The sequence below is a fragment of the Streptomyces monticola genome (genome assembly GCF_042665355.1).
Lineage (GTDB): Bacteria > Actinomycetota > Actinomycetes > Streptomycetales > Streptomycetaceae > Streptomyces > Streptomyces monticola.
Genome location: NZ_JBHTCF010000001.1, coordinates 739,866 through 763,867, shown reverse-complemented (window position 1 = coordinate 763,867; position 24,002 = coordinate 739,866). Strand labels below are relative to the sequence as shown.

Genomic DNA, 24,002 nt, shown 5'->3' with positions numbered 1-24,002 from the left:
TCGGCTCAACGCCAGATGAATGCGCCGCTCGTGAGGTCACTGCCGGAGGGCCGCTCGACTGCGTGCTGTCGGCGGGTTCTTCGGCATGACGCCTGTCGGCATGGGTCTGATGCTCGCGAGCGTCAGCAAGAGCTCCTGTACGGAGCGTCTTGGTCTATTGGAGGGGGATTCACCATGCGTTTACGCACTCGTTTAGCCATATCCGTCGCCGCTCTCGCCGTCACGGCAACAGGCGTTGCCACCGCTCCGGCCTACGCCGATGCACTCCCGATTGACGAGCCGACTATTACGGTCGGCACCCTCACGCCGGAGGAAGAGGCGCAGGTCCACGCGGAGTTGGATGGTGCTCCTAAGGTCGACATGTACTACAACGGCGGGAAGGTCGATCCCGCGGCCGACGACCTCAGCGGCGCGCAGGTCTGCACCGAAGTCTCAGTGGACGGGACCATGGAGTGCTTCGACACCGTGGAGGAATCGAACCAGTACCTGGCGGCTCATGCGCCGACCGTGGCAAGCAGGGAGAGTGCCGCTGAGATGGCGGCCTCCGAGGACACGGTGGGGACGTTGGCCTACAGGGACTGCCCCGCCAACTATGTGTGCCTGTGGCAGGACGCGAGTTACAAGGGTCGGCGCCTTCAGTGGCCGACCTACGACGAGTGGAAGACCCGCCACCTCGACCAGTACAGCCCCAGCTTCCGGGACAAGGCTTCGTCGGTGTACGTGAACCGGCAGAGTCGCGGGATCTACCTGTACGACTTCCGCTCGGGCCTGCCGGACCCGAAGATGCTGGTTCCGGGGGGCTACAGCATCATCTCGAACTTCAGGAACGTCGACTACCCCTACGGCGGCACTTGGAACGATAGGGCTGACGCCATCAAGTTCTGACATGGTGCTCTCGCCTCGCCTTCGGCGGGGCGAGAGTTCTTCCGCCAAGGAGATTTGCTCATGCGTCCAGGGTTCGCACGTCCCGCGACTGCCGTAGCCGGCGTCTTCCTCGCCGTTGGCCTTGCTGCCGGCTGTGGTTGGTTCGAAACAACCGCAACTCCCGATGGGTCGGCCCCGCCGGTTAAATCGACCATTCCAGACGACAAGGACAAGGCGAAGTCGAAGGGGAAGGCGAAGGAGTTCCGGACGTGGGTTGCTGCCCATGGGGCGGCCCGTCAGAAGGAAGCTGTGTCCCGGGTCACCCGAATCTTCGGCCACTGGGATCCGCCCAAGAGAAATCTCCACATCTCAACGGACATCAATGGAGGGCGCACGCCGGTGGATGACCCTCTGGGGACGGCCGACGTCATCGCCGCCGCCTTCGAGGACTGGCAGGGCTCGAAGCAGGGATACGTATCCGTGTACGACGTCATGGGCAATCCGCTGTCCGGAACTTCGAACCGCTGACGCGCCGCGCCACTGAGGCGCGGCGGGTGATTGTCGGGTTCCCCTTCGGCGGCCGTCAGCGCACAGGAACTCCAGGGAGCCCTGGCCCGGCCGTACTTCACGGTCGGGCCGACCTGTTTGCGCACCATCACGCCGTAACCCCGTGAGGAGACGTGTCTTGAAACGTAAGAGACCCATTGGTGGCATGGTCGGGACCTTGGTCGCCTGTGCCACCCTCACCAGTCTCGTGCAGTTACCCGCCACGGCGGCACCGGCCCAGAGCGGGGTCGCTGTCGAGCCGTCGCCTGAAAGAACCCCGTCCGCGCCATCGTCCGTGCCGCGCGCGCAGCGCGACGCGGTCCTTGGCAAGGGGTGGAAGGAGTCTGCTGACCGGGCAGTGACGGCCGCAGCGGACACGGATGGTTTGAACATCCTGGTCGCCGACAGTGCCAAGGCCTATGAGTGGAGAACCGCGGCGGTCCTTGCCGAGCCGGGCATGCCGGCGGACTCGTGGATCGGCAACCAGTGCGTGATGGACCGCACGCACGTCGCGGTCGTCTACGCGCCACGTACGGCCACCAATCACCCGGACATGATGCTGGGCGGAGCCTTCACGGCCATCGTCAACACAGAGACGGGAAAGGTGAAGAAGCTCCCGTTCACCGCCTCTCTAGCCTACTTCGATCCGTCCTGCAACCCTGACACCCGCACGGCGACGTTCACCTCGTTCAGGGATGACAAGAGCCGTCTGGTGACCGTCGACACTGCTGGGGAAAGTACGGCGGAGACGGTGCTGGCCGGGCAGGTCACCTCTGCCGTCCCGGTCGCGGATGGCACGATCGCGGCACGCGGTCCCCAGCTGGTGCACATCAACCGTTCGGGAAAGGTCAAGAACCTGGCCGACACCGAGCATGTGCCCTTTGAGATCCGAATCCCGGCCAAGGGCAAGGTCGCCTTCCTCGATCGCACGGAGGACACGGTTCGGGCGCAATTCTGGAACGGGAGCGGCCGCCCCGCGACAATGGCGTCCGGGAAGCTCGGCGACCTGGCGCTGAAGCAGGCCGGCACGCAGCAGGTGTTCCTCTCGGGAGACACCGAAGGCGCTGTGAAAACAGAGGGAACCGGTGTCACGGCTCTCAAGGCGTCCCCTGACGCCGACGTCTCCAGCCACGGCCGCCTGGCCGTGAATCCTGTCGTCTCACCGGGCTTACGCGCCGGACTGGCCCGCATCAAGGATGCGGGAGGCGGGGGCCCTAGAGGGGCGCTGCCAAGGTCGGGTGACGGCAGCGCGCAGCCGCCCCTGACCGGTGAGGTGGAACCGCTGACCGTGACGTCCACCGCCGTGGCGACGGGGAAGGAGGTCACCCAGAGTGTCCCGGAAGCAGGTAGCAGACTGGGCAAGGCCACGCTCTCCCCGGCTCTCCCTGCCGACAAGGCGGATATGCGCACGCAGGTGGGAACGGCCGCGGCTGCGGACCCGAACAACCCGGTGGACACAGACCGTTGGTGCTCAGTGCCCCGCAACGACGTGAACAACCAGGCGCTCCAGCCGACGCCGAATCAGGTCGAGTGGGCGGTCGACATGGCAGTGCGCGGCGAGTTGCGCGTCAACTGGATCACTCAGGGCGGCTGGCGCAATCAGACGGGGCTCCAGACCGACCCGCAAGGGACGTTCAAGCGGCCGTCTCTGACAGGCGGCGGCCGTATCCCCGCCAACGTGCTCCTGGGAGTTCTGGCACAGGAGTCGAACCTGTGGCAGGCCGAGTCGGGCGCGGTGCCAGGCCAGATGGGCAGCCCACTCGCTGCTGTGGCGGGGTTCTACGGACACAAGGGCGACACCTCCAGCGAGTACTGGAAGATCAACTGGGATAAGTCCGACTGCGGGTACGGCGTCGGACAGGTCACCGACGGGATGCGACTGGCCGGGCACGAGAAGCCGGGCGAGACGAGTCTGGCACCGGGTGTGCAGCGGGCGGTCGCGCTTGACTACACGGTGAACATCGCCGCGTCCATGTACATCCTCGCTGACAAGTGGAACGAACTCCACTTGGCGAACCAGTTGCTCACCGTCAACAACGATGACGCCTCCAAGGTGGAGAACTGGTTTGCCGCGCTGTGGAACTACAACCTCGGATTCAACGGGCGCGACAAGGAGCAGCAGAACGGCAACTGGGGACTGGGCTGGTACAACAACCCGGCCAACCCCCTTTACCCTGCGGGCCGTGACCCGTTCTTGGACGCGGATGTGGATCCGGAGCACTGGCCGGAGGATGCCGCGCGTCCGCAAGAGTGGCCATATCAGGAGAAGGTGATGGGGTGGGCCGCATGGTCCATGGACGCCGGCTACTCGTACGCCACCTCAGGCCGTCAGGACTGGAAGGGTGAAGAAGGCTACGATTCGGCCGGGTTCAGGCCTGCATGGTGGGTCAGCAAGGCTGATCGCACCGCGGTCAAACCGCCCCTCGACGCCTTCTGCAACGAGAAGAACAACTGCAACGCGGCCGCTCCGCCGGATTGTCCCGATGCCGCGTGCTACACCCAGTACTGGTGGAACGCGGGGAACGTGACATGGAAGGACTGCTCGGACTCCTGCGGCAATGAAAACATCAAGTACACAACGCTGAGAGCCGAGCCCGGCCGAGGCTACCGCCTTCAATACGGCACACCCGCCTGTGACAAGACCGGGTTGCCCGGTGGGGCGCTGGTGATCGACGACGTACCCGCCGGCACGCAGACATGGAGCGATTGCGGCACAACTGCCTCGAACGGCAGCTTCAAATTCACCTTCAACCCCGGCACCAACGGCCTGTACGAGGCCAAGGGCGACCTCCACCAGATCGGCGGCGGCTACGACGGCCACTTCTGGTACGCCCACACCCGCGACAGTGCCCACCTCGGCGGCTTCGGCGGGCGGATGACCGTGACCGGCACCTGGGCCCTTGGCCAGAGCGTGGAATGGGCCCGCGTCTTCGCACACGTACCCGACACCGGAGCCCATACCCAGCAGGCCCACTACGTGATCAAGGGCGTAGCGGGAGGCGATCGCGACCGCTACATCAACACCTTCCACAGCAAGAATAAATGGGTGGAACTCGGTGTCTACCGCTTCACCGGGACCCCTCGCGTTGAGCTGACGAACACTACGGAGGACGGCACGGCAGACGAGGACATCGCGTACGACGCAGTCGCCTTCCAGAAGCTCGCCGCGAAGCCGAAGCACATGGTTGTCACCATGGGGGATTCCTACACCTCCGGTGAAGGTGCAGGCGCCTACTCGTCCGAGTCCGACCGAGGCCACGGCAAGGCGACTTGGAACGCCTGTCGACGCAGTGGCAACTCCTGGGCGCGCAAGACAACCCTGCCCGGTCAGACGGCCACCATCGGTGCACTAGCGGATGGTCACTCGGCATCGCTCGACCACCAGGACGTGTCCTGTTCCGGCGCGAAGACATGGAACGTACTCGGAGACGGAGTACCACGTTCCTGGAGCGACCGGAAAAACTACGCCAGCGGTGAGGGCCAGTTCCATGAGATGTCTCAGGTTGAATCAGGCGCACTGACACCGGACACTACTCTGGTGGCCCTGACCATCGGCGGCAACGACGGCAATACCTTCCAGGATGCCGTCACTGCCTGCTACCTCGCCGGTTACTGCGAAAAGAGCGACTACACGGCCAGGATCGACACAGCAGTCGCCGAGACCAGGAGGATCATCGACACGATCGACGATCCTGGTTACGCCGAGAACGCACAGATCGTCCTCATGGGCTATCCGAGCATCTTCGCGGACGAGAACGCCAACTGCGTCGGTGTCAACGTCACCGTGATGAACGAACTCGCCGACTACGTCCGGGACAAACAAGCCGCAATGGTCGCCGACCTCAGGAACTCCGGTGTCAAGGTGGCCTACGCCGACCCGATCGCGAAGTTCGAGGGGCACGGGGTCTGCGACAGCGATGAGTGGATCAACAGCACCGTGGCAGGCCCTGAAGGAGACGGAGACTTCCACCGAGGCGACGATGTCACGACGATCTGCTGGTGGGTGAACACCTGCCTGAGCCGTGAGTCCTTCCACCCGAAGCAGTCGGGCACGACCGGATACGCTGCGGTCATGAGCGAGACGCTCAACTCCATTGGGTACAAGAGGAGTTAGTGAAGCGTCAGTGAGCACCGAACGTGAGATACCGCAGGTCAGGGGGACGTGGCACGACCGCCTGACCTGCGGGTGCCTTGTCGCTTTGATCGCCGCGCTGTGTCTGGTCGGCGTGGTCTTTGGAGTCATTGTCTTCCAGAGCGGAGCGGCCGAGCGGGAAGCCCTCGAAGGACTCCAGGCCTCCGTTGCTGACGCGCGAGACCGCCTGCGCTCGGCGGCAGGAGACGGGGCTCTGACAGACAAGGAGGTCCGCGAGGTCCTCCGAATGTCCCAGGCATCTGAGCGGGGCACGGTGCGCGCCACGAACACGGTGACCATCAAAGCCCTGGTGCACGGGACGCACGCGTCCGCCGTCGGCGGTGGCGAAGTCTCCCACTGCCGAGCCTTCCGGGTCACATTCTCCGCGGAGGGTGCCACGGTGAGTGATAGGGCAGCGGAGGGGTGTAACGCCACACCAACGACCGGTTCCGTATCTCCCTGAGGGCGCGTCACCGGCTGCCTTGAACACCTCCTTAGGGATAGGCATGTACGCGGGCGCTGTGGTGCGAGCTACGGATGATCATCGTGTGTGGTTCGGGCTCGGGATGCCCGTCGAAGGCTGACCCATTGGTGCACTGACGCCTTGAAGCCCTCACCTCCTTGAGGCAGGGGATTCGAGGCGCGGTCATCTACCAGCGCGGCCCCTCTGTCGCCGCCTTCATCGGCGCCGTGTTCCGTGACGGCAGCAGCAAGTCATCACGAAGCGCCTCTTAGTGGCCGCTTGTTCGCTCTCCTGGTGAAGGGTTTCGTACGCGGGCAGACCTCCATCATCAAGCCGCTGCGTTGCCCCGACCTCGTCTGCGGCGGGCCGGTCGTCACCACTTGAATCAGCGCGGCGCTTGCCTTGCTTCACCTGTTCCGCAGCCCTCCGCCGCTCCTGCCACGCAGTCGCGCCCTGCTTGGGAGTGCCGGACTTCTGCAGGGCCTTGGCCTCCAGCAAGTCATCGAGGGTGGTGAAGGCCCGGCCGTCGAGACGGTCGTCGGTAGGCACGCTCTTGCCGCTGAACCACAGGCTGAGCTTGCTTTTCCCTAGACGGACCTTCCTGCTGTCCGCCCCATACCGCGATCACGGTGTACGAAGGGTTGCCCGCGTTCTTCCTGAGCTCTCGAAGATCGTGCGCGAGACGCTCAGGCGCTGGTAGGTCGTTCATCCGTCCCCCGTTCGTTCAGTCCGAACCTCCGTTGAACACCAATTTCACCAGGTGCGGCCTGCGGCGACGTCCCGTTCAGCGATCCTGAGGATCGCTGAACACCAGGCCGATCCGGATAACTGGTCGCCAGCCGGCCGAACGAGCCGGATCCGAGGAAGGGCAGGCGACATGTACGTGGACGCAGTGGTGATCGGGGCAGTGATCACGGGAGCCGCGATGCTGGGGGCGGCGGTGGTGACGGGAACGGCGGCGGTCGTGGCGGCGATGATTTCACGCCTGGGTCGCGGTGGCTCATGACACCGAGTTGGCCGGGTGGGCGGTGTCACCCCCACCCGGCGCGGATCATGGCGGAATCCTGATGGTGATGACCGTTCTGTGCCGAACAGTTGATTAGCGGAGCAAGTACGCGAGCTGGTGTGCCAGCGGGGACACGACCCGCTTGAGGTGAAGCGGGCGCCGCAGAACGATCGACGACCTCCCGCTCCCGCTGATGGCGTCGGACGTGATCGCGGCGCGGCTCTGTGCTTGGTCTTCGCATGCGAGGTGCCAGAGTGGACGCCAGATGTCGCAGCCTGGCTCACTGAAGTCTTCATCGACTCAACGTTGCCCGTGACGGTGGCGAGTACCCGCGTACGGTCCTCCGGTGCAGCCAGGGCATACCAGTCCGCCTCGCCGAGGAGGTCGAACCCGGCATCCGGTGCGAGCTTGCCGAGGTCGGTCTGGTGTCGCCGCGGGCCCAACGGTAGAAGCTGGCACATCGACCAACCCGGCCGATGTCAGGACCAGTTGAGCCTGCAGGGTCGCCCAGTGCCGCTAGACATGCTGGGCAGACGAGCCGGGAAGCCGGCTGCCGCCCTCGACCGCTCGCGTCACGATCTCGCCGTCGGGCATCGTGAAGGACTCGGCTCATGACCCCACCACGAGGCGAGACCGCCCATCCTCCCGCTGTCTTCATTCCGTCCTCGTGGAACTGCTCGAAGCCAGGGCCCAGCGGCGGTCCGGCACACCCCAGCGCGGCCTGGCCGCGTGGCAGACGAGACGGACGGCGGCGGACCAGGAACGACGCCGTGAGACCGGGGGGATTCCCCGTCGTATGACGGGGAACGGCCCGGCCGCTTCCGGACCGAATCCGGGCGTCTACTCGGTGCGTCCTCCGTACGGAGAGCTGCCCACCCGTCTCCATGGCCGGGACAGCCTGTTGGCCGATCTGAAAAGGGCACTGGCCGAGGGGCACGAACAAGTGCAGGTCCTGCACGGGCTAGGCGGATGCGGAAAGACAACAGCGGCGCTGCGGCTTGCCCGGCACGCCCGGGACCTTGGTCATCAGGTGTTCTGGGTGTCTGGGACGACGAACGAGCGGTTGCTGACGGGTATGTCTCAGGTGGCCCGGGAACTGGGCGTGGCCGAAGAGGACCTCAGTCGCGCCTGGGCAGGGCAGTCGAGCGCGCTGGATCTCGTGTGGCGTTGCCTGGACCGTGCGGGCGAGCGTTGGCTGCTCGTCGTCGATACCGTGGACGACCTCTCAGTCGTTGCTTCGGAGCACGGCCTGCCAGGGGACGGCACAGGGTGGATCCGACCGAGTCGTTCCGGCCTCACTGTGGTGACGAGTCGCGTCGGAAACCCCCTGCTGTGGGGAACGGAAGCAGTGTGCCGAGCGGTGGGCATGCTGTCCGCCGAGGACGGGGGAAGGTCCTCACTGATCTGGCGGGAGACGCCGGGCCGACGGAGGACGCTCGTGCGCTCGCTATGAGGCTGGGTGGACTGCCCCTGGGACTGCACTTGGCGGGCTCATATCTGGCAAAGACACGAAGGAGCCTGGGCCTAGCGCGCGGCGTCGTGGACATCCGGCCCGTGGGGGACTTCGCGGGGTACAAGGCCGAACTCGACCGGCTGGGCGCCCCGCTGCTCGACGCGGGTGAATCACTCAGGTCGCCCATGAACGAGCAGCGGCTGCGCCGTTTGGTAAGCCACACCTGGGAGATCAGCCTCGACCTGCTCACCCGACAAGGGCTGCCGGAAGCCAGATTGCTCATGCGGGTCCTGTCGTGCTTCGCCACGACCCCGTTCCCGACCGCGCTGCTCGCCTACGGTCTCGTCACACTGGAGGGCGGGTTCCCGGAAGGATTCGAAGAGGGCGAGGCAGCCGTCGACGCACTCGTCGACGTGGGCTTGCTGAACCTGGTCGACGTGGACGTCTCGATCAGCGGACGCGGAAGTGGCACGGCGAACGCGGCAAACTTGTGTCTGACAGCTCACCCGCTGGTAATGGAGACCAACGCGGCACAGGTGCGCGACGGAGATGAAACCGCTGAGGTGTGGCAGGTCAGCGCCCGCCTGGCGCGATGGATGGGAGGGGGCACAGATACGCCTGATCAATGGCGAAGGCGGCAGGTCCTGGTCCCCCATGTTCTGGCTGCCTTGCGCTCCGCTCCCGCGAACGACGTGGAGTCGCTGGCCTGGTTCGTCGAAGCCGGATGGGTCTCTTACGGCTACTGCCTGGCCTCCAACCATCGGGATCAGGCCGATGAACTACTCAGGTTGATGATGGAACGAGCCGCCGTTCTACCGGAAACCCGTCCCGTGGTCGGTGCGATTCGTGGCCAGTACTACGAGGCCATCGGCGATGTGGACGAGGCACGCCTACTCTTCGAGGAGAGCCGCGCCGAGCGAGGGCCACAAGACTTGGAGACACTGCAATTCCAGTTCCGATGGGCACGCGCCTTGCAGTCGACCCGACGGCTGCCCGCCGCGGAAGAACAGCTGCGCTCGGTTCTGGACGGGCTGCGCTCGAACGGCTCCGTGCACAACAGTTTGCTGGCGCACTCGGTCCTTGTACTGGTGCTCGCGGAACAGGGCAAGGATGAGGAGGCGACCGCAGAGGCGTAGGCGCTGATGTCCGCCATCGAGACGGAACCGTCCGAACTGGACATCAGTCTGCTTCACCACGTGGGTCACGCACTCACGCAAACACGTCAGACGGAACAAGCAAAGAGCACGTACGGCGCGCTCCTTTCCCGACTCGACGAATCGGGCGCACAACTCTCCCCCCTCTATTACGACATTTCCCAGCTCCTGCTCGGTCTGCTGCTGCACGGGGAAGGTGAACGCCCGGCCATCGCGTTGATCAGCCGTCTCCTCGGTCTCTACATGCCGGCCGGGAGCGACTCTCCGGTAGACCCCGCGAGCCTTGCCGACCTCATCCAGACCCGGCTCGACCTTCAGTTGGAGCTGGCGGAGTCCAGCGGCGCCGAGGACGAGCTGCGGAGGTTGCTGCGCGATCAGCTGAGCGTGAGCGGAAACATCGGCTTGCTCATCGTCGAGTTGCACATCGCGCTCGCCCGCCTGTTCATCGCGCAGGAGGACTTCGCACAAGCCGAGGAGCAGCTGGAGCTGGCCGAGAATGCCGCAACCGCAGCCGACAGCGGCACGGTGCCCCTGTTGACGGTCCCCCTGTGGACGGTCCCCCTCTGGAACGCCCGGTGCCTGTGCGCCCAAGGCCGCTGCGCAGAGGCCCTGGGCTGCTATGAACGGGCGGTCGCCCTGCTCTCCGATGACCCCGCCGGCACGGCGTGCATCATGGAGGAAGCCGCTGACTGCCTCACTATGGCCTCGGGTGGCGATGCCCACGTCGGCCAGCGGAAGTCCGGTGGAGGGGCAATGAATTGATCGCCACGAGCGTCACGCCTACCACGAACCTGCCCCCCCCTTCGGCCCGAACACCACAGGCATCGGACACCGCCGAGCGTCACGAAACGGCACAACCGAGAGGCGATTGGGCAGAGTGGCCAACAGTGCGGTCAGTGCCCCAGCACCGCTTCAAGGCGCCTACCGCCATACAGCCAAGGGCTCCCCCGACGGTCCCCAATCACACCTGCCGGCCCCGGGGCATCGCACCACCGCCGCTGTTTTGAGTAATCGAGGGAGCTCAACGCACTTCCACACGGCGTACCCGTCCCAGCTTCGCAAGCATGCCTGAGGGTGCGGCCGGAAGCGTCTGGCGGAGGACGTCCCTCGCAGCTCGCGGTGAGCTTCCCCTACGGCAGCCAGCGCGCCGCCTGTTCCCGGGTGATCCGGTCCGCGTCGACCCACCAGTGCCGGGCCTCCCTGTCCCACTGGGCCCTGAGCAGGCGCTTGGCCTCGTCCTTCTGCTCGTACGGGACGTCTAGGTACAGACGGCCGTCCCGCACGAGGCCCGGGTACACCTTGCCGTCCTGCACCTCGGCTCGCTGGGCAGGTATCTCGGACGCTGGAGCGGTCTCTCTGGCGGGACGCCACAGCCCTCGTGCCGGGCGTTCCATGCGGGTGCGCTCCATCAGCCGTCGTACACGGACGCAGGAGGCAGGGTCGGTGTAACGCATCATCAGGTCCGTCGGCCCGATGTTCGCGAGCAGGTTCTTCGAGCCGTGCCACAGGACTGAACCGTCCAGGATGAGGACCTTCTCGTGCATACGATCGCGGAACTCGACCCGGCAGCCGACGGCCTCCAGCTCCCCGACCAGCTCCCTGTGCCGCGCCACGCGGGAGGGCTCCTGCTGCTCCTCCGACGGGCGGATGAAGACCGTGATCTGAAGCCCCTCAGCCGCCTTCGGGCCGAGCATCCGGGCCCACCAGCGGACGGGAGGTGCGTCCATGAACGCCGAGTACAGCTCGATGCTGCGCTGTGCTCGCTCCACATCCCATGCCACCGCCTCCAAGACCTCGCTGTGCTCGAAGAACGCCGGTCGCGCCAGTTCCTCCTCCGACAGGGTGGCCAGCTGGTCCGCGTCGCGGACCGGGATCAGCTGGTCGGCGGAGATGGTCTGCGCGTGCGCCTCCAGATGGTCGACCATCGCCAGTGCCTCGCTGTGCGGGGCCAGGTGCTCGCGCAGGAAGGCGACGTCCGCCACGACGACCAGGTGGTCCTGGGCCCGGCTGAGTGCGACGTTCAGGAGGCGGCAGGTCTGCGAGGACAGTCCCGTTCCGCTGTAGAAGAAGCCGGGATCCTTGCCGGCGCCCGCCACCGTGTCGAGGAGCACGACGGGACGCTGGCTGCCCTGGAACCGGTGGACGGTGTCGACCAGGCCGTCGTAGTCCTCCCCGAACCGGTGGGCCAGGCTGCTCTTGAGGGCCTTGACCTGCTCCCGGTACGGGGAGATGACGGCGAGCCGGTCGGTCGCCCGTTCCCCCTCGGGAACCTCCTGCCACTTGCGTCCGGGCAGAACTCCCTCGTACTGGAGCCCTCGGACCAGCTCGTGGATGACCGCGGCGTGGACGGCGTTCGTCATGTGGGGCTTGCGGCCGCCACCGAAGATTCGGCGGCCGGACGTGTCGATCAGGATCACTGGGGAGTCGATGAGCGGGGCGAACGGCAGGCGGCTGGTGTTTCCGCGCCCGGTCCTGAGCGGCGCGTCCGGATAGGCCACTTCGTTGACGACCGCGCAGATCGGCTCCCGCATCCGGTACTGGGTGTCGAGCGCCACCAGGCGAGGGTCCTGGCGCACCCGACCGGAAGGGTCGACCAGTCCGGCGGCGTGGAAGGCGTCCCGAGCGGTCCACTCACGGGAGTGGGTGCGCTCCTCCTCGCTCGCCTCCCGGTCACCGTCGCCCTTGGTCACGGCGGGCAACTGTCGGAAGTCTCCCGCCACGACCACCCGCTTGCGGGCGAGACCGGCAGCGAACCAGGCCGACGGCAGGTTGACCATCCCGGCCTCATCGATCACCACGACATCGACTTCGTCAAGCAGTTTCCTCGACTGGACAGCTTTGGCCACGGTCGCTCCGAGCACCCGGCAGTGGGAGCGGACCTCGTCCTGGATCTGCTTGCGTTTCCGCCCGAGTTCGTCAAGTTGCTCCTGAAGCGAGGCAGCGGAATCGGCGACAATCTGCCTGGGCGGGATCCCTTCGACGGCGGCACAGGCCGCGGGGAGGGCTCGGCGGGCCTCGGCCGCCTGCTTCTCGCCCGCCGTGCGGCGCCGGGCCGCGCGCGCCACGTCCGCCCTGGCCCGCTTCGCCTCGTCCTCCTCGTGCGCCAGGGCGGACCAGAGGTCGCTCAGTTTCGCCGTTCTGCGCTCCGCGAGGAATCCGGTCGGTGGCCCCGCTTTCTCCATCTTCCGCCGCAGCTGCGCGGCCAGGGTGTCCGCGGCCGCGACCATCTTCGCCGCCGCGGCGTGGTCACGGTCGGCCTCCGCCATCCCCTCTGTGCCGGTGGCCAGATCCGACTCCAGTTCCCGGATCCGGTCGTGCAAGGCCAGCGCCGCCCTCGCGCCCTTGAGCTGGTCAGTCGCCGTGCTGATTTGTCGGTCGATGCTCTCCACGAGCAGGGCGGCAATCCGGACCGGGTCGACCTGGTCTCCGTAGCGGCTGCGCAGCGACGGCAGGACGATGGTCCCTGCCCGCTGGATGATCCCCTCGTCGAAGCCCTCCTCGTGCTCCAGCAGGGAGCACATCCGCTCAAGGGCCTGGTCCACCGCGACGTTCGTGGGGGCGAGAAAGAGGACCTTGAGTCCTTGGCGGAAGCTGCCCTCGACGATGTGACCGACGACGTCCGTCTTCCCGGTGCCGGGCGGTCCCCACAGGAACAGCACCTCACTGGCGAGGGCCTGTGCGACGGCGTCGCGCTGACGTGGGTTCAGCTGGAGCCCCGCCCAGTTCGCCACCCACTGCCCCGGGTTCTCGGCACGGCCGGTGCGCGGAGTACCCCGGCCGACCAGCCAGCCCGCGTGGTCCGCGTCGACGGGGCTGTCCTGACCGCCGGCCGTCTCCAGGCGCTCGGCCAGCGCGGCCCAGTTCGCGGAGTCGTCCTTGCGGATCTGGATGTTCGCGGGCGCCGCCCCGAGATCGGCCTTCGTCACGAGCCGTACGGTCCCGTCCGGAGCGCGAGACGCCTCGGCCGGGTCCCACGCCTTACGGGAACGTGACGGCCGGGCGAGGACAGAAGCACCGTCCAGGCTGTCGTGCCAGGTGCGGCACTCGAAGAGATACTCGCGTGTCCCCCCGGATTGTGAGAGAAGCCGCCCCTTGGAAAGAGCGACCTTCGTGGCGCCCTCGGCGTCGTTGCGGAGTTCGGCGAGGATCTCGGCGCGCACCGCCGTCAGAAGCTCCTCGACGGGATAAGGCCGCCCCGCCCCGGTCATATACACCGCTCCCCCAACATCGCCCCCCCAGGTCCGAAGACCGTACGTGAGTCTGTCGCTGTCGATCGGTGCACTCGGCGGCTATGGCCAGTCACTGACCTGTCACTGGCCGGAATCATTCGCGATCAGCCATTGCCGGTGTTGACTTCGGCAACCCTCGGCGAGGTCGGGCCCGAGGTTGGCCCCGGCTCCGTCCTGGAGATGGCAGCTCAAATACTGCTCGCGTGGTACGGGCAAGCGAAGGCGATCGTGCTCGCACGGTTCGTGCCGGTGGTGCGCACGGTGCTCAATCCACTCGCGGGCGCACTGGGCCCCGGTGCGGGCACTCATCATGTGACAGATCGCCGGCGGCGTCGCGTGGAGCGTCGGCCCGCCCCTGAGCTTGTTCCGCTTTGACGGACACCCTCGGTGTGGTGGTCAGGCCGCGAGGGCGGTCTCGAGGCTGCTGTGCAGGCAGTGCGAGTTGTACCAGCCTTCGATGAAGTCAAAGATCGCGGTGCGGGCGGAGGCCAGCTGGGCCAGGCAGCGGTGCCGAGCAACTCGCGTTTGATGGTGGCAAAGAAGGACTCGGCGATGGCGTTGTCCCAGCATTGCCCGGTACGGCCGACAGTAGGCGGATGCCCAACTCAGCGGCCAGGGCAGCGAATTGCTGTCTGGTGTATTGACAGCCGCGATCCGAGTGGAAAATCACCGGATGGGCGGGGTGACGCTGCCGGCGGGCGGCTCGCAGAGCGTCGGCGACCAGGTCGGTTCGCAGGTGATCGGCGGTGGCCCAGCCGACCACCCGGCGTGAGGCGATGTCGATGACGAAGGCCGTTCTGTGGAATCTGTGACCTGCGGGTTTGTCATTTGCCGCCTTGTCGGACTTCGATGATCGGCAGCAGGGTGGCGGTGCTCGGCGGAGACATCTCGCGTGGGGTGGGTCCGGCGGGAGTGGGGACCTCGGCGAGCCGGTCGAGGAGCGCATCGAGGGCGGCCTGGCCGTCGTCGACGGCGGCGCGTTCGTCGTCGGTCAGCGGGATCGAGACCAGCATCTTCTGCCGATTCGCCTTGGCCTCAAGGAGCTGGGCCTGGGTGGAGTCCTTCGGGGTGTAGAAGTCGCAGCGAGCGCAGGCCATCCGGTGCTGGCACTGCTCGAAGAAGCTGTAGGTGCAGTAACCGTGGCCGAGGTCGTAGTGCTGCCAGGGCTGGCCGTCGGCGGCGGCGCCGGAGGTGATGGCGTCCCGGTCGACGAGGACCTCGATGGTCCGCAGGTTGCGGGAGAAGTAGCCGGCCTCGGTGTATGCCCTGGTCAGAGTGCTCGGGTTGATCTTCGCGTACTGCTGGGTGCTGTTCGGGTTTCGGTGTCCGAGCCATGCCTGGAGCTCGAAGAGCGTCATCGGCTCCTTGGCGTTGTAGAGCTGACTGGCGATGGTCGAGCGGGCCCGGTGACTGGTGATCTTGCCTCGGACATCGACGGTGGGGACGCCGGCCTTCGTGCAGAGCGAGCGGATCAGGGTGCGGTTGATGTAATCCTTGGCGACAGGGTGAGCGCGGACGGAGAACAGCAGGTCAACGTGCTCGTTCGTCTTGCGGTCGAGCCGTTTCGGCTGCTTGGGCCGCAGGGCTTGCCAGGCGTCGATGGCCTGGCCGACGATCGGGTCGACGGGCTTGGTGAACGCGGTGCCGGTCTTGTGCACCGGGACGTCGAGGAGGCAGACGGCCTGCTCGGCCAGGACCTCGCGGGAGTCGCCGGTGATGGGCTGTCCCTCGTGCTGCCAGCGGACGCAGCCGACGCGGAGTCGGGAGATCTCGTCACTGCGCAGACCGGAGAACAGCCAGGTCACGGTAAGGGCACGGATGAGTTCGAGCGGATAGTAGCTGCCTGCGGAGGTTCCGGGAAGATCGTCGGCCTGCAGGTTCAGCCCGGCCCACAGCAGCTTGGCCCAGATCTCGTCGGCGATGACGCGGAGGTCGGGGCCGATCAGCGCGGCGATACTGCGGGGCACTGCGAGCGAGCGCGACGGGTCGAACCGGCGCGGGATCCATTCCCATTCCTGCAGGTCACGCAGGAACATGCGGGTGCCCATGAGGATGTGGGACTTGGTGCGCGGGAGGATCGGATCGCCGAGACGGTCATGGAGATGGTCAGTGCGCTGGACATGGGCGCCGACGGTCAGCTTGTCGACCGCCGCGACCCAGGCGGCGCAGGTGGCACGGGTCCAGTGCGCGGGATCGACGAACTCGGGGTGCTCGGCGGCGAGCCAGCGACCGGCCTTGGCCATGTTGGTGCGGACGTTGTTGCGGACAGCCGTCGTGAGCGTCGAAGTGTCGTACCAACGCTGCAGATAGGACGCCCACGGCTCGCCGAGAAGGCCCGGGGCGTGGTTGAAGCCGGGGCGGACCGGGGCCGTGCAGTGCCCGAGATCGGCCACGATCTTCTGCAGGGCGAAGAACCCGGACATGTACCGGGTGCTGGTGGCCGGGTGAGACTGGATCCGGGCGAACGCCTCGGTGTCCAGGTCCTCGATCCGGGGACTGCGGTTGATCAGCAGGGCCTGCGCGAGGACCCCGGGTAGCCGATAGCGTCCGTCCTCGCGGTTCTGACTGCGATACCCCCAGCGGTCCGCGACCACCGCGACCTTCTCCATCGCGGCCTCGACATGCTCGGTGCCGAACACGAGCTGGGCCAGATAGAGGCGGTTGAAGTAACCCAGGTGCTGGTAGTCGGTGAAGCCACCCAGGAGATAGCCGAGAGCCAGCAGATACGGACGGGTCGCGCTGTCCGTGGACAGCTCCTGGGCCTCACGGAATTCCGTGCTGCCACCAGCACACAACCGGGCCCAGTCCCACGACGTCCAGCCCCACCAGGAACGTTCCAGAGTGCGGCAGTTGGCGAGAACCGCGGCGACCGCCTGAGACCCTGCCCGACGCCGGCGGACCTCCTCACCATGGGGATGATCCGCTTCTTGGTGAAGGGCCCCGCAGGCGGCGTCCAACGCGACGACCAGCCGCTCGAGCGCCTGCCAGTGCACCGCGGTCCGGCGCGGGATGCCGCGGGCCCGCTGGCGGCGAAGCGCCCGCAGGTCGAGGGCCGCCAAAGTGGCAGCCTCGCCCGGAAGTAGCTGCGGGCGGCGGTCGAAGGCGCCCAGGTCGAACCGCACGTACTCAGCGGAGCCCGGCGTCGTGACGACGGCAGGCTGCCACGGTGAATTCGCCGGCATCATCGGCCTCCTCGTTCCGTGCCGGTGAGCGTCTCCAGGCGCCAGGCGTGCAGGTGCGACATCGAGGCGTTCAGCCGCGCGGACAGCTCCCGGCCCGACAGGTGGATGTATCGCAAGGTCGACTCGGTGCTGCGATGGCCGGCGAAGGACGCGATGGCGTGCACCTCCCAGCCCATCCGGGCCAAGTCCGTCAGGCACAAGTGCCGGGTGGTGTGCGTGGAGAAGCGCGGCACGTCCGCGGCCAGCGCCAGGCGCCGGACCACCTTCGACCAGGTCCACAAGGCCAGCGGCTGGGCCAGATTGCGGCGCGACTCCGACAGGAACAGCGGCCCTCTGGCCCGCGACAGCGTGGCCCGGTGGCGGAGGTACTCGCCCAGCAGCACCCCGGTGGACGCCGAGTACGGCACCATCCGCTCCCGCCGGGTCTTGGTCGTCTCCGCCCGCACCCGCAGCGTGCGGTGGGCCGGATCGATGTCGTCGGTCCGCAGCGAGCACAACTCCTCCCGACGCAGGGCGGCATCGTAAGCCAGCGCGATCATGCCCCGGTTACGTACCGGCTCGGCCCGGAAGAACTCCAGGATCCGCAGCCACTCGGCCTCGGCCGGGATCCACGGCAGCTTCTCCATGCGCGGCACCAGCCCCCGCTCGGCGCCACCCCGACCGCCGCCCGGCGTGTAGCGGCCCCGGCCCACCGGATTCGACTCGCGTACGCCCTCCTCGACGAGGAAGTCGAAGAACAGCCGCACCGGCACCAGTCGCTGCTGCATCGTGGCATTCGACAGACCCGCCCCCGAGTCCATGACCAGAACGTTCGCCCCACCCCGGCCCGGACGGCTCCGCAACTCCCGTACGAAGACGGCAATATGGCTGCGGTTCGCGGCCACCGGATCGATGCCGTCGCGCTCGCAGACCGTCAAGAACTCCGCCAGACCACGGGCGTACGCATCAATCGTGCGAGGCGCCCGGCCCAGATCCGTCCAGATCTGCAGCCACTCCGCCGCCCGCTCATGCCGCCCCAGGACCGGCCACTTCTCCGACATCACCGTCACGAACACACTCAACGGATTATCGGACCAGAGGTGCTGCCCTCCGGCATCGAACCGCTCCTCCGGGTGATTCCACGTAACTTATACGTGCCTGGACTGCGTGTTCGCCGCAGTCGTCAGCGGCAGTACGGGCAGTCGCATACCACCCGGCAGCAGCTCGAAGATGGCCGAGTTTCATCAATGCGTCGGCGATCAGCGTGGCCAGCAGGGCCGTCATGTGCGACAGGCGGCGCTGTACGGAGGCAGGCTGGCGCTGCTCGGCGAGGAGCCGTACTTCGTGTACGTCGGCCACGAGGTCCGGAAGCATCGTCTCCGCCGGACAGGTCACGTACCGGCGACGGTGCTGGAGCAACCGCTCCTCCAGCAGGTTGAGTTGGCTCGCATTGACCGTGGCCGCAGCAAGTGTGCGGTCCACGAGGCGGCGTACGTCGTCGAAGGCTCCGTCTGCTGTACCTGAGCGGGAAGTTGAGCTGCCCCCGGCGTGTAGTCAGCGGCGACGTCCAGGCCGAGGTCGCGGGCATTGGTCCTATACGGGCGACACAGCAAGTCGATGGTCGCTGGCATGGGGCGGCGTCCGGTTGTCTCCCAAGTCCGCAGTTGATCGACGTCCAGACGCGGACCGGCCAGGTACTCGCGAACGCACATCGTCCGGAAGACATCGACGGCCTCACCAAGGGTCCATCCGCGCGCGAGCCGGTGGGAGCGGAGCCTACTGACCGCGCAGCAGTCAGCGATCTCGTCGACGAGGCGGCCCGCTTGCCACCGCTCTGCTTGGGCCCGGCTTCGTAGCGCCGCGGCGCACGACGGCCCGTGTCGCGTCTTGCCCACCCTCTCGCTCCTGTCCGTGAACACCGGTGACGGATCGACCACGTTAGGAATCACGGGGCAAGAGCGGACCAGTTCGGGCACCGGAACGGGAAAGTCGGGCGCGAACCGGCGACCGCCTCACCGGTTCGACGTCACCGGTGAGCCGGCGTCGTTGGGGTTCGGGCGGCGGGAGCGAATCCTGCCGGGTGCGATGCATTCCCGTACCCGAGACTCGGCGCGATAGCGCCTCCCTGCGAGGTGGGCCGAGGATGTCCCCGCACACCGATACCGACAGTCCCGCCGCGAGCGCCCCTCACTACCTGTGCTTCAGAGGAGCGCCGCGCCCCATCACTCCGCACAGCAACGACAGCACTACCCGGTCCGCGACCTTCGCCTTCCCCTCTGCGCCGGAACGCATCGCGGAGGTACGGCACGCCGTCGCAGCGGTGCTCACCTACTGGAACGTCGATGAAGACGTACGTGACATGGCTGTCCTCACCGTGAGCGAGCTGGCGACCAACGCCGTGGTGCACGCTGCGGGATCGGCCTCGATCACCGTGCTGGTCGAGGTGGCGTCCGACCTGCATGTCGCGGTGCGCGACGGTAGCCGTAAGCTCCCTGCGCGCAAGGACCCGCGCGGCGCGGACAACGAGAACAGCCGCGGTCTGGCCATAGTGGCGGCCTTGTGCTCGGAGTGGGGAACCACGGTCTACGGCGACGGCACGAAGTCCGTGTGGGCCAACTTCCTCCTGCCCCGCGGTGACTCCGCCTGACACGTGGTCGCCCGAATCGCCGCGCGTAGCCAAGCGCAGGCAGGACAACCACCCTGCCCGGCCGATGCTATTGAAGCTTGGGACGCCGATGTACTCGCAGCAGGTCACGCACCGGCATCTCCACGGAACTGCGGACTCGCTCTGTGAAAGGTTCGAGCGGCGCCGTACCGGCTGCCGGCGTTTCGGCCTCGCCCTCCTCGGAAGCGGCGGGACAAGCCCAGCACACGACGCCCCGAGCCCTCACCCATCAACCGCCGCAACCTTGCGCCTTCTGGGCGTCGGGCAGATGGGAACGCACGAAGCGCTCCAAGGCCGCGCGGCGTTCGGCGACGTCCTTCGGAGTCTCCTTCGACAGGTGGATTTCCAAGACGAACTTCCTGCCCTGCCCCTTGCCTGGGCAAGCTAGAGTAGCGAGCGCACCCTTGTCCGCGATCCTTGCATCGTCCCCGACATTTACTCTCCTGGGGTTCCCGTACCCAAGCAGAGCATTCTTGTTGACCTCGAATGGGTCGACGTCACCAGGCACCACATCTCGCCTGATATGCATGACCTGAGTGCCGCCGCTATCGCCGTTCAGCGTGACCATCAGTTTGCAGGACTCACCGCGCGAATCAGAAGCTGCAACCTGATCTTCGAATTCCTTACCTGGCGGCAGTAGGGGAGAGATGAGTTCAGGGTCCACCTTGGTTCCACAAACCTTGGTAGGTGTCGCGTAGTTCGGGGGCTCGGCGCAACCAGCAGCACCGAGCATAGCCACGGCGCAGGAGACGACCGAGAGTGTCCGTACGACACCGGACACCGAACGAAGGGGCGGCCTGGTTTGATTGCGGCGGATCTGCGTCATGGAAGCGTTCCTCAATGTCAGTGCGCGGGCTGTCGACCGGGAAGCCCTTGAGCTGTCGCATTACCGTTGGCCGCGGAAGCCGTGAGCTGCTCAGTGATGTTGTAAACGTCTTCGGGGCCATCCGGGTTTCGCGCATGCCATATTTTGGCGATCTCTCTCAGCTGGTTTTCCCGCACCGTGAACGTCTCACCATTCTGCTGCTGATTTTCCGCAGTAATTCTGGCCTCTTCGTCCAATCTCCACTGATACGAGATCAGGTACAACTCGCGATCCAGAGCTCCCGCCGCAGGGCCAACATACGGAATCAAGCTCGTGACCGTTCCAGCTCCGTGATAGCTCCAGTTCTGCTTCCAAGCAGCGTCCTGCTTCTCCGCCGCTACGTGATCGGCCAGGGCCTGATATCGCGCCTCTTCCAGGAAGCCGAGAGTGCGGCCTCCGCGAAGCAGAGTTTCCTTGGGATCATCTGGCTCACCCTGGTGGATATCTCGGACAATCTCCCGGTTGATACCGTCATGGAGAAGGCCGTAAGCATCCTGGTCACGGGATATCTGCCTGCTCACGTCAAGTAGCTGTCGGCGGTCCAACTGCCTGGGGTCATCCCGGTCGTCACTCTGGGCCGAAGCTGTGTGGTGTACCTCGTCGCCATAATTTACGAGGATCTTGGCCATGTCGTCACGTAGCTCGGCAGGGAAATCTTCCTTGCGCTGCGAGAGGTACTTGAGTGAATTGTCCAGGACTTCGCGGTGGCCTGCTGTGTGCTCGACTGCCTTCGCTGTCTTGTCGCTGGGGTCGATTCCTGTCGCTGCTGCGGTCAGTGCGTCGCCCGTCGCCTCATAGACCGCCCGAGGGCCCTTGTAGTCCTCCGCCGACGCGCCGAACCCGTCGCCCACGACCGCGTCATTGAACACCGGCCGATCCTTGAGAACCCACTTCGCGTTGTCCTGCGGCTTGTCCGCATTGAAGAAATCGGTCGAAGCATCGGGGTTGTTGGACAAGGCTTGCATGAACCCGGTCATCGGATCGGTGCCGGCATCCCCCTCGCTGCCGTAGTGCAGCTGGCCCGGCTTGGCGTACGACGGCAGCTTGTCCCACGGCAGGACGTTCTCGCGAGACCGGCCGCCGGGTCCGGGATCCTTGACGTCACCCGTGTGCTTCTTCTCGTACGCAACAAGGGCGTTGCCGTAGCTGTTGAGGAATCCGCCTTCGTATTTTCCGTGCCGCAATAGGTTGCTCATGGCCTGGAACCCGTAGACGCTGCCACTCGCACCAGTACCGCGTACAAGGTCGTCACCAAGCGCAACCACACGTCCCTTCCAGGAATCCATGGCGTCGGTATCCAACCGTGTCGCTGTGCCCAGCGTGCCGCCGAGCTGCTTCTCCAAAGTTCCGAGCAGCTTCATCCGCTGCTCCTTCTCCCCTGGTGCGTGTGTGCCACGCTCCAGCCACTTGTCGAGGTCAACAGCGTTCGCCCAGAACTTGAGCGTTCCCTCAGGCCCCACTCCCGTTGCGACCCGGTCCGCAAAGATGAGGTCGCCCGCGTTCCGTTTCATCAGGGTGTTGAGCTGGGTGAGCTCCTTGTTACTGAGCTCGCTGGGGTCCTTGCCGGCCAGTTTGACGAACGAGTTCGAGTCCTTGATGGTCTGCTCCGCGGCGTCGAAGCTCTTGAAGCCGGTGGAGCCGAAGTCGTGCTTGTCCCGCGCGTGGAACCGGAGGGCGGTCGCTGCTGTCGCGTCTGTCTCGGCTGCCGCTTCGAGCACAGCCTTTATCTCTGCGGCGGCCGTGTCGACGTCCTGCTGCGTCGGCTTACGCAAGGCCGGACCCTGCCGCCTCTCAAGAGGCTCCACGCGCCCATCCGGCGACATGTGAAGGCCCTTGCCCTTGGCTCGGGTTATGGCGTCCTTCAGGTCCTGCTTGTTCTTCTCGAGCTTGGTGTGGGCGCCGCTCAGGATCGCGTGCACGCTGCGCGCCTGGCTGAGGATGTCCTGGAACTGATCTGCGGTCTTCACCGTGAATTCCCGCGACACGGTGGCGTTCACGCCTTTCCAGTTGGCTGCTTTGGTCCTGCGCAGCAGCTCCGCAGCGCTCGCGCCACCATCTCCACCACCGTCGGCAAGCTTCTCCAGCTTGCCGACCATCTGCTGCCAGTCGGTGACGGCTGAATTCAGCTTCCCCAGGCGGAGGTTCAGCAGTTCCTGGACGCTCGGCATGACGCCGCCCCCCTCGTCGGTTACTTGACGTACTCGTTGATCCGTGACGCCGACATGGACGTGGCGACCTTGGCGTCCTCGCTGGAGTGCAGAGCACGGGTGTAGTCGAGGTGGTTCGAGATGTGCGCGCAGGCGTCGACGAGTGTTCTGGCCTGGGAACTCCAGGCATCGTGCAGCTCGGTCAGGGCGGGGCCCATGTCCAGGCCGTCGTTGAGGAGTTCGATGGACGCGTCGAACGTGGTGGCGCGGGCGTGGTCGCTGTCCACACGGAGCCGCTCACGGAGGTCGTAGGCGAGGCTCCCAAGCTTGGCCAACTCGTTGTCCTGGACGACCAGATCACCGTCGCCGCCGGCACCCTTGCTGCCGCCGCCTCCGGCCTCCTGGCCGTTCAACTGCATCTGCATGGACTGCTTGTCGGCGGCATCGGCCTTCAGCTCTTCCCACTCGTCCCATGCCATCTCCGGCCCCTTCCTCTTTTGACGTCATGGCACAGTGCTCGGGGTGGGCACCTCCCGTGCGTGCCCACCCCGTGACCCTGGCATGCGCCTTGCTGTCTCAGTAGTTGGCCGCGGCCTTCCGGTCGGCGGCGCTGTAGGCGGCGCTGGCCTCGCGGACGGCGTTGGCGATGGAGTTGAGGGCCTGGTGGATCTCCCTGGACTTCATGTCCCACTCGCGGTGCAGGCCGTCCGCGGCGGTCTTCGCCTCACCTTCGAAGAAGGCGGAGATGTCCTTCATCCGGGTCTGGAGAGCATCCAGATCCCCATCGAGCTTCTTCGCCTGGCTGGTGATCTCCTGAGCGGCACGCTCGAGTTCCGCGTACGTGACGAGCATCGTGCCGTCGTTTACGGCCATGGGTTCCTCCGGCTGTATCTCAAGTTCAGGTGGCGATGGTGAGGTGGTGCGGCGTGCTCGTCAGTAGCTGTTGAGGCTGGATGAGCCACCACCGGCCGAGCCGCTGGATCCAGAACCCGTGCCAGAGCCGGCGTCGATGCCCTGGAGCGCCTGGTAGACCTCCTGCTCAGTGCTCCCGACGATGCGGCGGTTGTCGTCTACCGCGGTCTGGAAACGGACGAGCAGATTGCCGATGTGCGCCATGCGCTCATTGATCTCACGCTGCTTGCGGTCGAAGGACACGGCACCCATGCCCTGCCACTTGCCCTCGACTCCGTCGATGACGGCCTGCAGCTGGGACAACTGCTGCTTGACCGAACCGAAGCGCTCATTCAGCTCCTGCTCGAATTGGCGCAGGACCTCATCATTGACCTTCTGGACTGCCATGAAGGGTCTTCCTCTCTC

The 24,002-nt window shown here is 66.2% G+C and carries 18 protein-coding genes; 9 read left to right on the top strand and 9 right to left on the bottom strand.

The window, feature by feature from the left end:
* Positions 1-174 precede the first annotated feature (174 nt).
* The 7 genes from ACFQVC_RS03125 (at position 175) to ACFQVC_RS03095 (ending at position 10,380) form a co-directional block, all read left to right on the top strand.
* Entirely contained in the window at positions 175-885 is a 711-nt protein-coding gene (locus ACFQVC_RS03125) for a peptidase inhibitor family I36 protein (RefSeq protein ID WP_381826121.1), read from the top strand.
* 378 nt (positions 886-1,263) lie between these two features.
* Positions 1,264-1,392: a hypothetical protein gene (locus ACFQVC_RS03120; protein ID WP_381826119.1), complete on the top strand. Its 129-nt coding sequence runs from the start codon at positions 1,264-1,266 to the stop codon at positions 1,390-1,392.
* A 157-nt stretch (positions 1,393-1,549) separates the two neighbouring features.
* Positions 1,550-5,524 (top strand): SGNH/GDSL hydrolase family protein, encoded by a 3,975-nt coding sequence (locus tag ACFQVC_RS03115; protein ID WP_381826117.1) that lies wholly within the window; start codon positions 1,550-1,552, stop codon positions 5,522-5,524.
* Between the two features lie 10 nt (positions 5,525-5,534).
* Positions 5,535-6,005, top strand: coding sequence for a hypothetical protein (locus ACFQVC_RS03110; RefSeq protein ID WP_381826115.1), 471 nt, complete (start codon positions 5,535-5,537; stop codon positions 6,003-6,005).
* Between the two features lie 1,907 nt (positions 6,006-7,912).
* Positions 7,913-8,464, top strand: a complete 552-nt coding sequence (locus ACFQVC_RS03105) for an NB-ARC domain-containing protein (RefSeq protein WP_381826113.1) — start codon at positions 7,913-7,915, stop codon at positions 8,462-8,464.
* A gap of 86 nt (positions 8,465-8,550) precedes the next feature.
* Positions 8,551-9,600 carry a hypothetical protein gene (locus tag ACFQVC_RS03100; protein ID WP_381826111.1) on the top strand — a complete coding sequence of 350 codons (1,050 nt, stop codon included), beginning with the start codon at positions 8,551-8,553 and terminating at the stop codon, positions 9,598-9,600.
* Positions 9,601-9,606: 6 nt separating this feature from the next.
* Complete coding sequence (locus tag ACFQVC_RS03095; protein WP_381826109.1) at positions 9,607-10,380, top strand: tetratricopeptide repeat protein; 774 nt, start codon at positions 9,607-9,609, stop codon at positions 10,378-10,380.
* 368 nt (positions 10,381-10,748) lie between these two features.
* Here the strand turns inward: ACFQVC_RS03095 and ACFQVC_RS03090 are convergent, their stop codons facing one another.
* From ACFQVC_RS03090 to ACFQVC_RS03075, 4 genes are all read right to left on the bottom strand, one after another.
* On the bottom strand, positions 10,749-13,826 hold the full coding sequence (locus ACFQVC_RS03090; protein WP_381826107.1) for an AAA domain-containing protein: 3,078 nt from the start codon (positions 13,824-13,826) through the stop codon (positions 10,749-10,751).
* Positions 13,827-14,310: 484 nt separating this feature from the next.
* On the bottom strand, positions 14,311-14,610 hold the full coding sequence (locus ACFQVC_RS03085; RefSeq protein ID WP_381826105.1) for a DDE-type integrase/transposase/recombinase: 300 nt from the start codon (positions 14,608-14,610) through the stop codon (positions 14,311-14,313).
* Between the two features lie 61 nt (positions 14,611-14,671).
* Entirely contained in the window at positions 14,672-17,029 is a 2,358-nt protein-coding gene (locus ACFQVC_RS03080) for a tyrosine-type recombinase/integrase (RefSeq protein WP_381826103.1), read from the bottom strand.
* Positions 17,029-18,084 (bottom strand): tyrosine-type recombinase/integrase, encoded by a 1,056-nt coding sequence (locus tag ACFQVC_RS03075; protein WP_381827074.1) that lies wholly within the window; start codon positions 18,082-18,084, stop codon positions 17,029-17,031. Before ACFQVC_RS03075 ends, ACFQVC_RS03080 begins: the two co-directional genes overlap by 1 nt.
* A gap of 154 nt (positions 18,085-18,238) precedes the next feature.
* Between ACFQVC_RS03075 and ACFQVC_RS03070 the strand changes: the two genes are divergently transcribed.
* Both ACFQVC_RS03070 and ACFQVC_RS03065 read left to right on the top strand, forming a co-directional pair.
* Positions 18,239-18,532: a hypothetical protein gene (locus tag ACFQVC_RS03070; RefSeq protein ID WP_381826101.1), complete on the top strand. Its 294-nt coding sequence runs from the start codon at positions 18,239-18,241 to the stop codon at positions 18,530-18,532.
* Between the two features lie 619 nt (positions 18,533-19,151).
* Positions 19,152-19,655: an ATP-binding protein gene (locus ACFQVC_RS03065; protein WP_381826099.1), complete on the top strand. Its 504-nt coding sequence runs from the start codon at positions 19,152-19,154 to the stop codon at positions 19,653-19,655.
* A 247-nt stretch (positions 19,656-19,902) separates the two neighbouring features.
* Here the strand turns inward: ACFQVC_RS03065 and ACFQVC_RS03060 are convergent, their stop codons facing one another.
* The 5 genes from ACFQVC_RS03060 to ACFQVC_RS03040 all read right to left on the bottom strand — a co-directional run bounded on the left by ACFQVC_RS03060 (position 19,903) and on the right by ACFQVC_RS03040 (position 23,984).
* A complete protein-coding gene (locus ACFQVC_RS03060) occupies positions 19,903-20,499 on the bottom strand; it encodes a hypothetical protein (RefSeq protein WP_381826097.1) in 597 nt (198 codons plus the stop codon).
* A 17-nt stretch (positions 20,500-20,516) separates the two neighbouring features.
* On the bottom strand, positions 20,517-22,706 hold the full coding sequence (locus ACFQVC_RS03055; RefSeq protein WP_381826095.1) for a hypothetical protein: 2,190 nt from the start codon (positions 22,704-22,706) through the stop codon (positions 20,517-20,519).
* Positions 22,707-22,726: 20 nt separating this feature from the next.
* A complete protein-coding gene (locus ACFQVC_RS03050) occupies positions 22,727-23,164 on the bottom strand; it encodes a hypothetical protein (protein ID WP_381826093.1) in 438 nt (145 codons plus the stop codon).
* A 97-nt stretch (positions 23,165-23,261) separates the two neighbouring features.
* Entirely contained in the window at positions 23,262-23,558 is a 297-nt protein-coding gene (locus tag ACFQVC_RS03045) for a WXG100 family type VII secretion target (protein WP_381826091.1), read from the bottom strand.
* 60 nt (positions 23,559-23,618) lie between these two features.
* Complete coding sequence (locus tag ACFQVC_RS03040) at positions 23,619-23,984, bottom strand: WXG100 family type VII secretion target (RefSeq protein ID WP_381826089.1); 366 nt, start codon at positions 23,982-23,984, stop codon at positions 23,619-23,621.
* Positions 23,985-24,002: the final 18 nt, after the last annotated feature.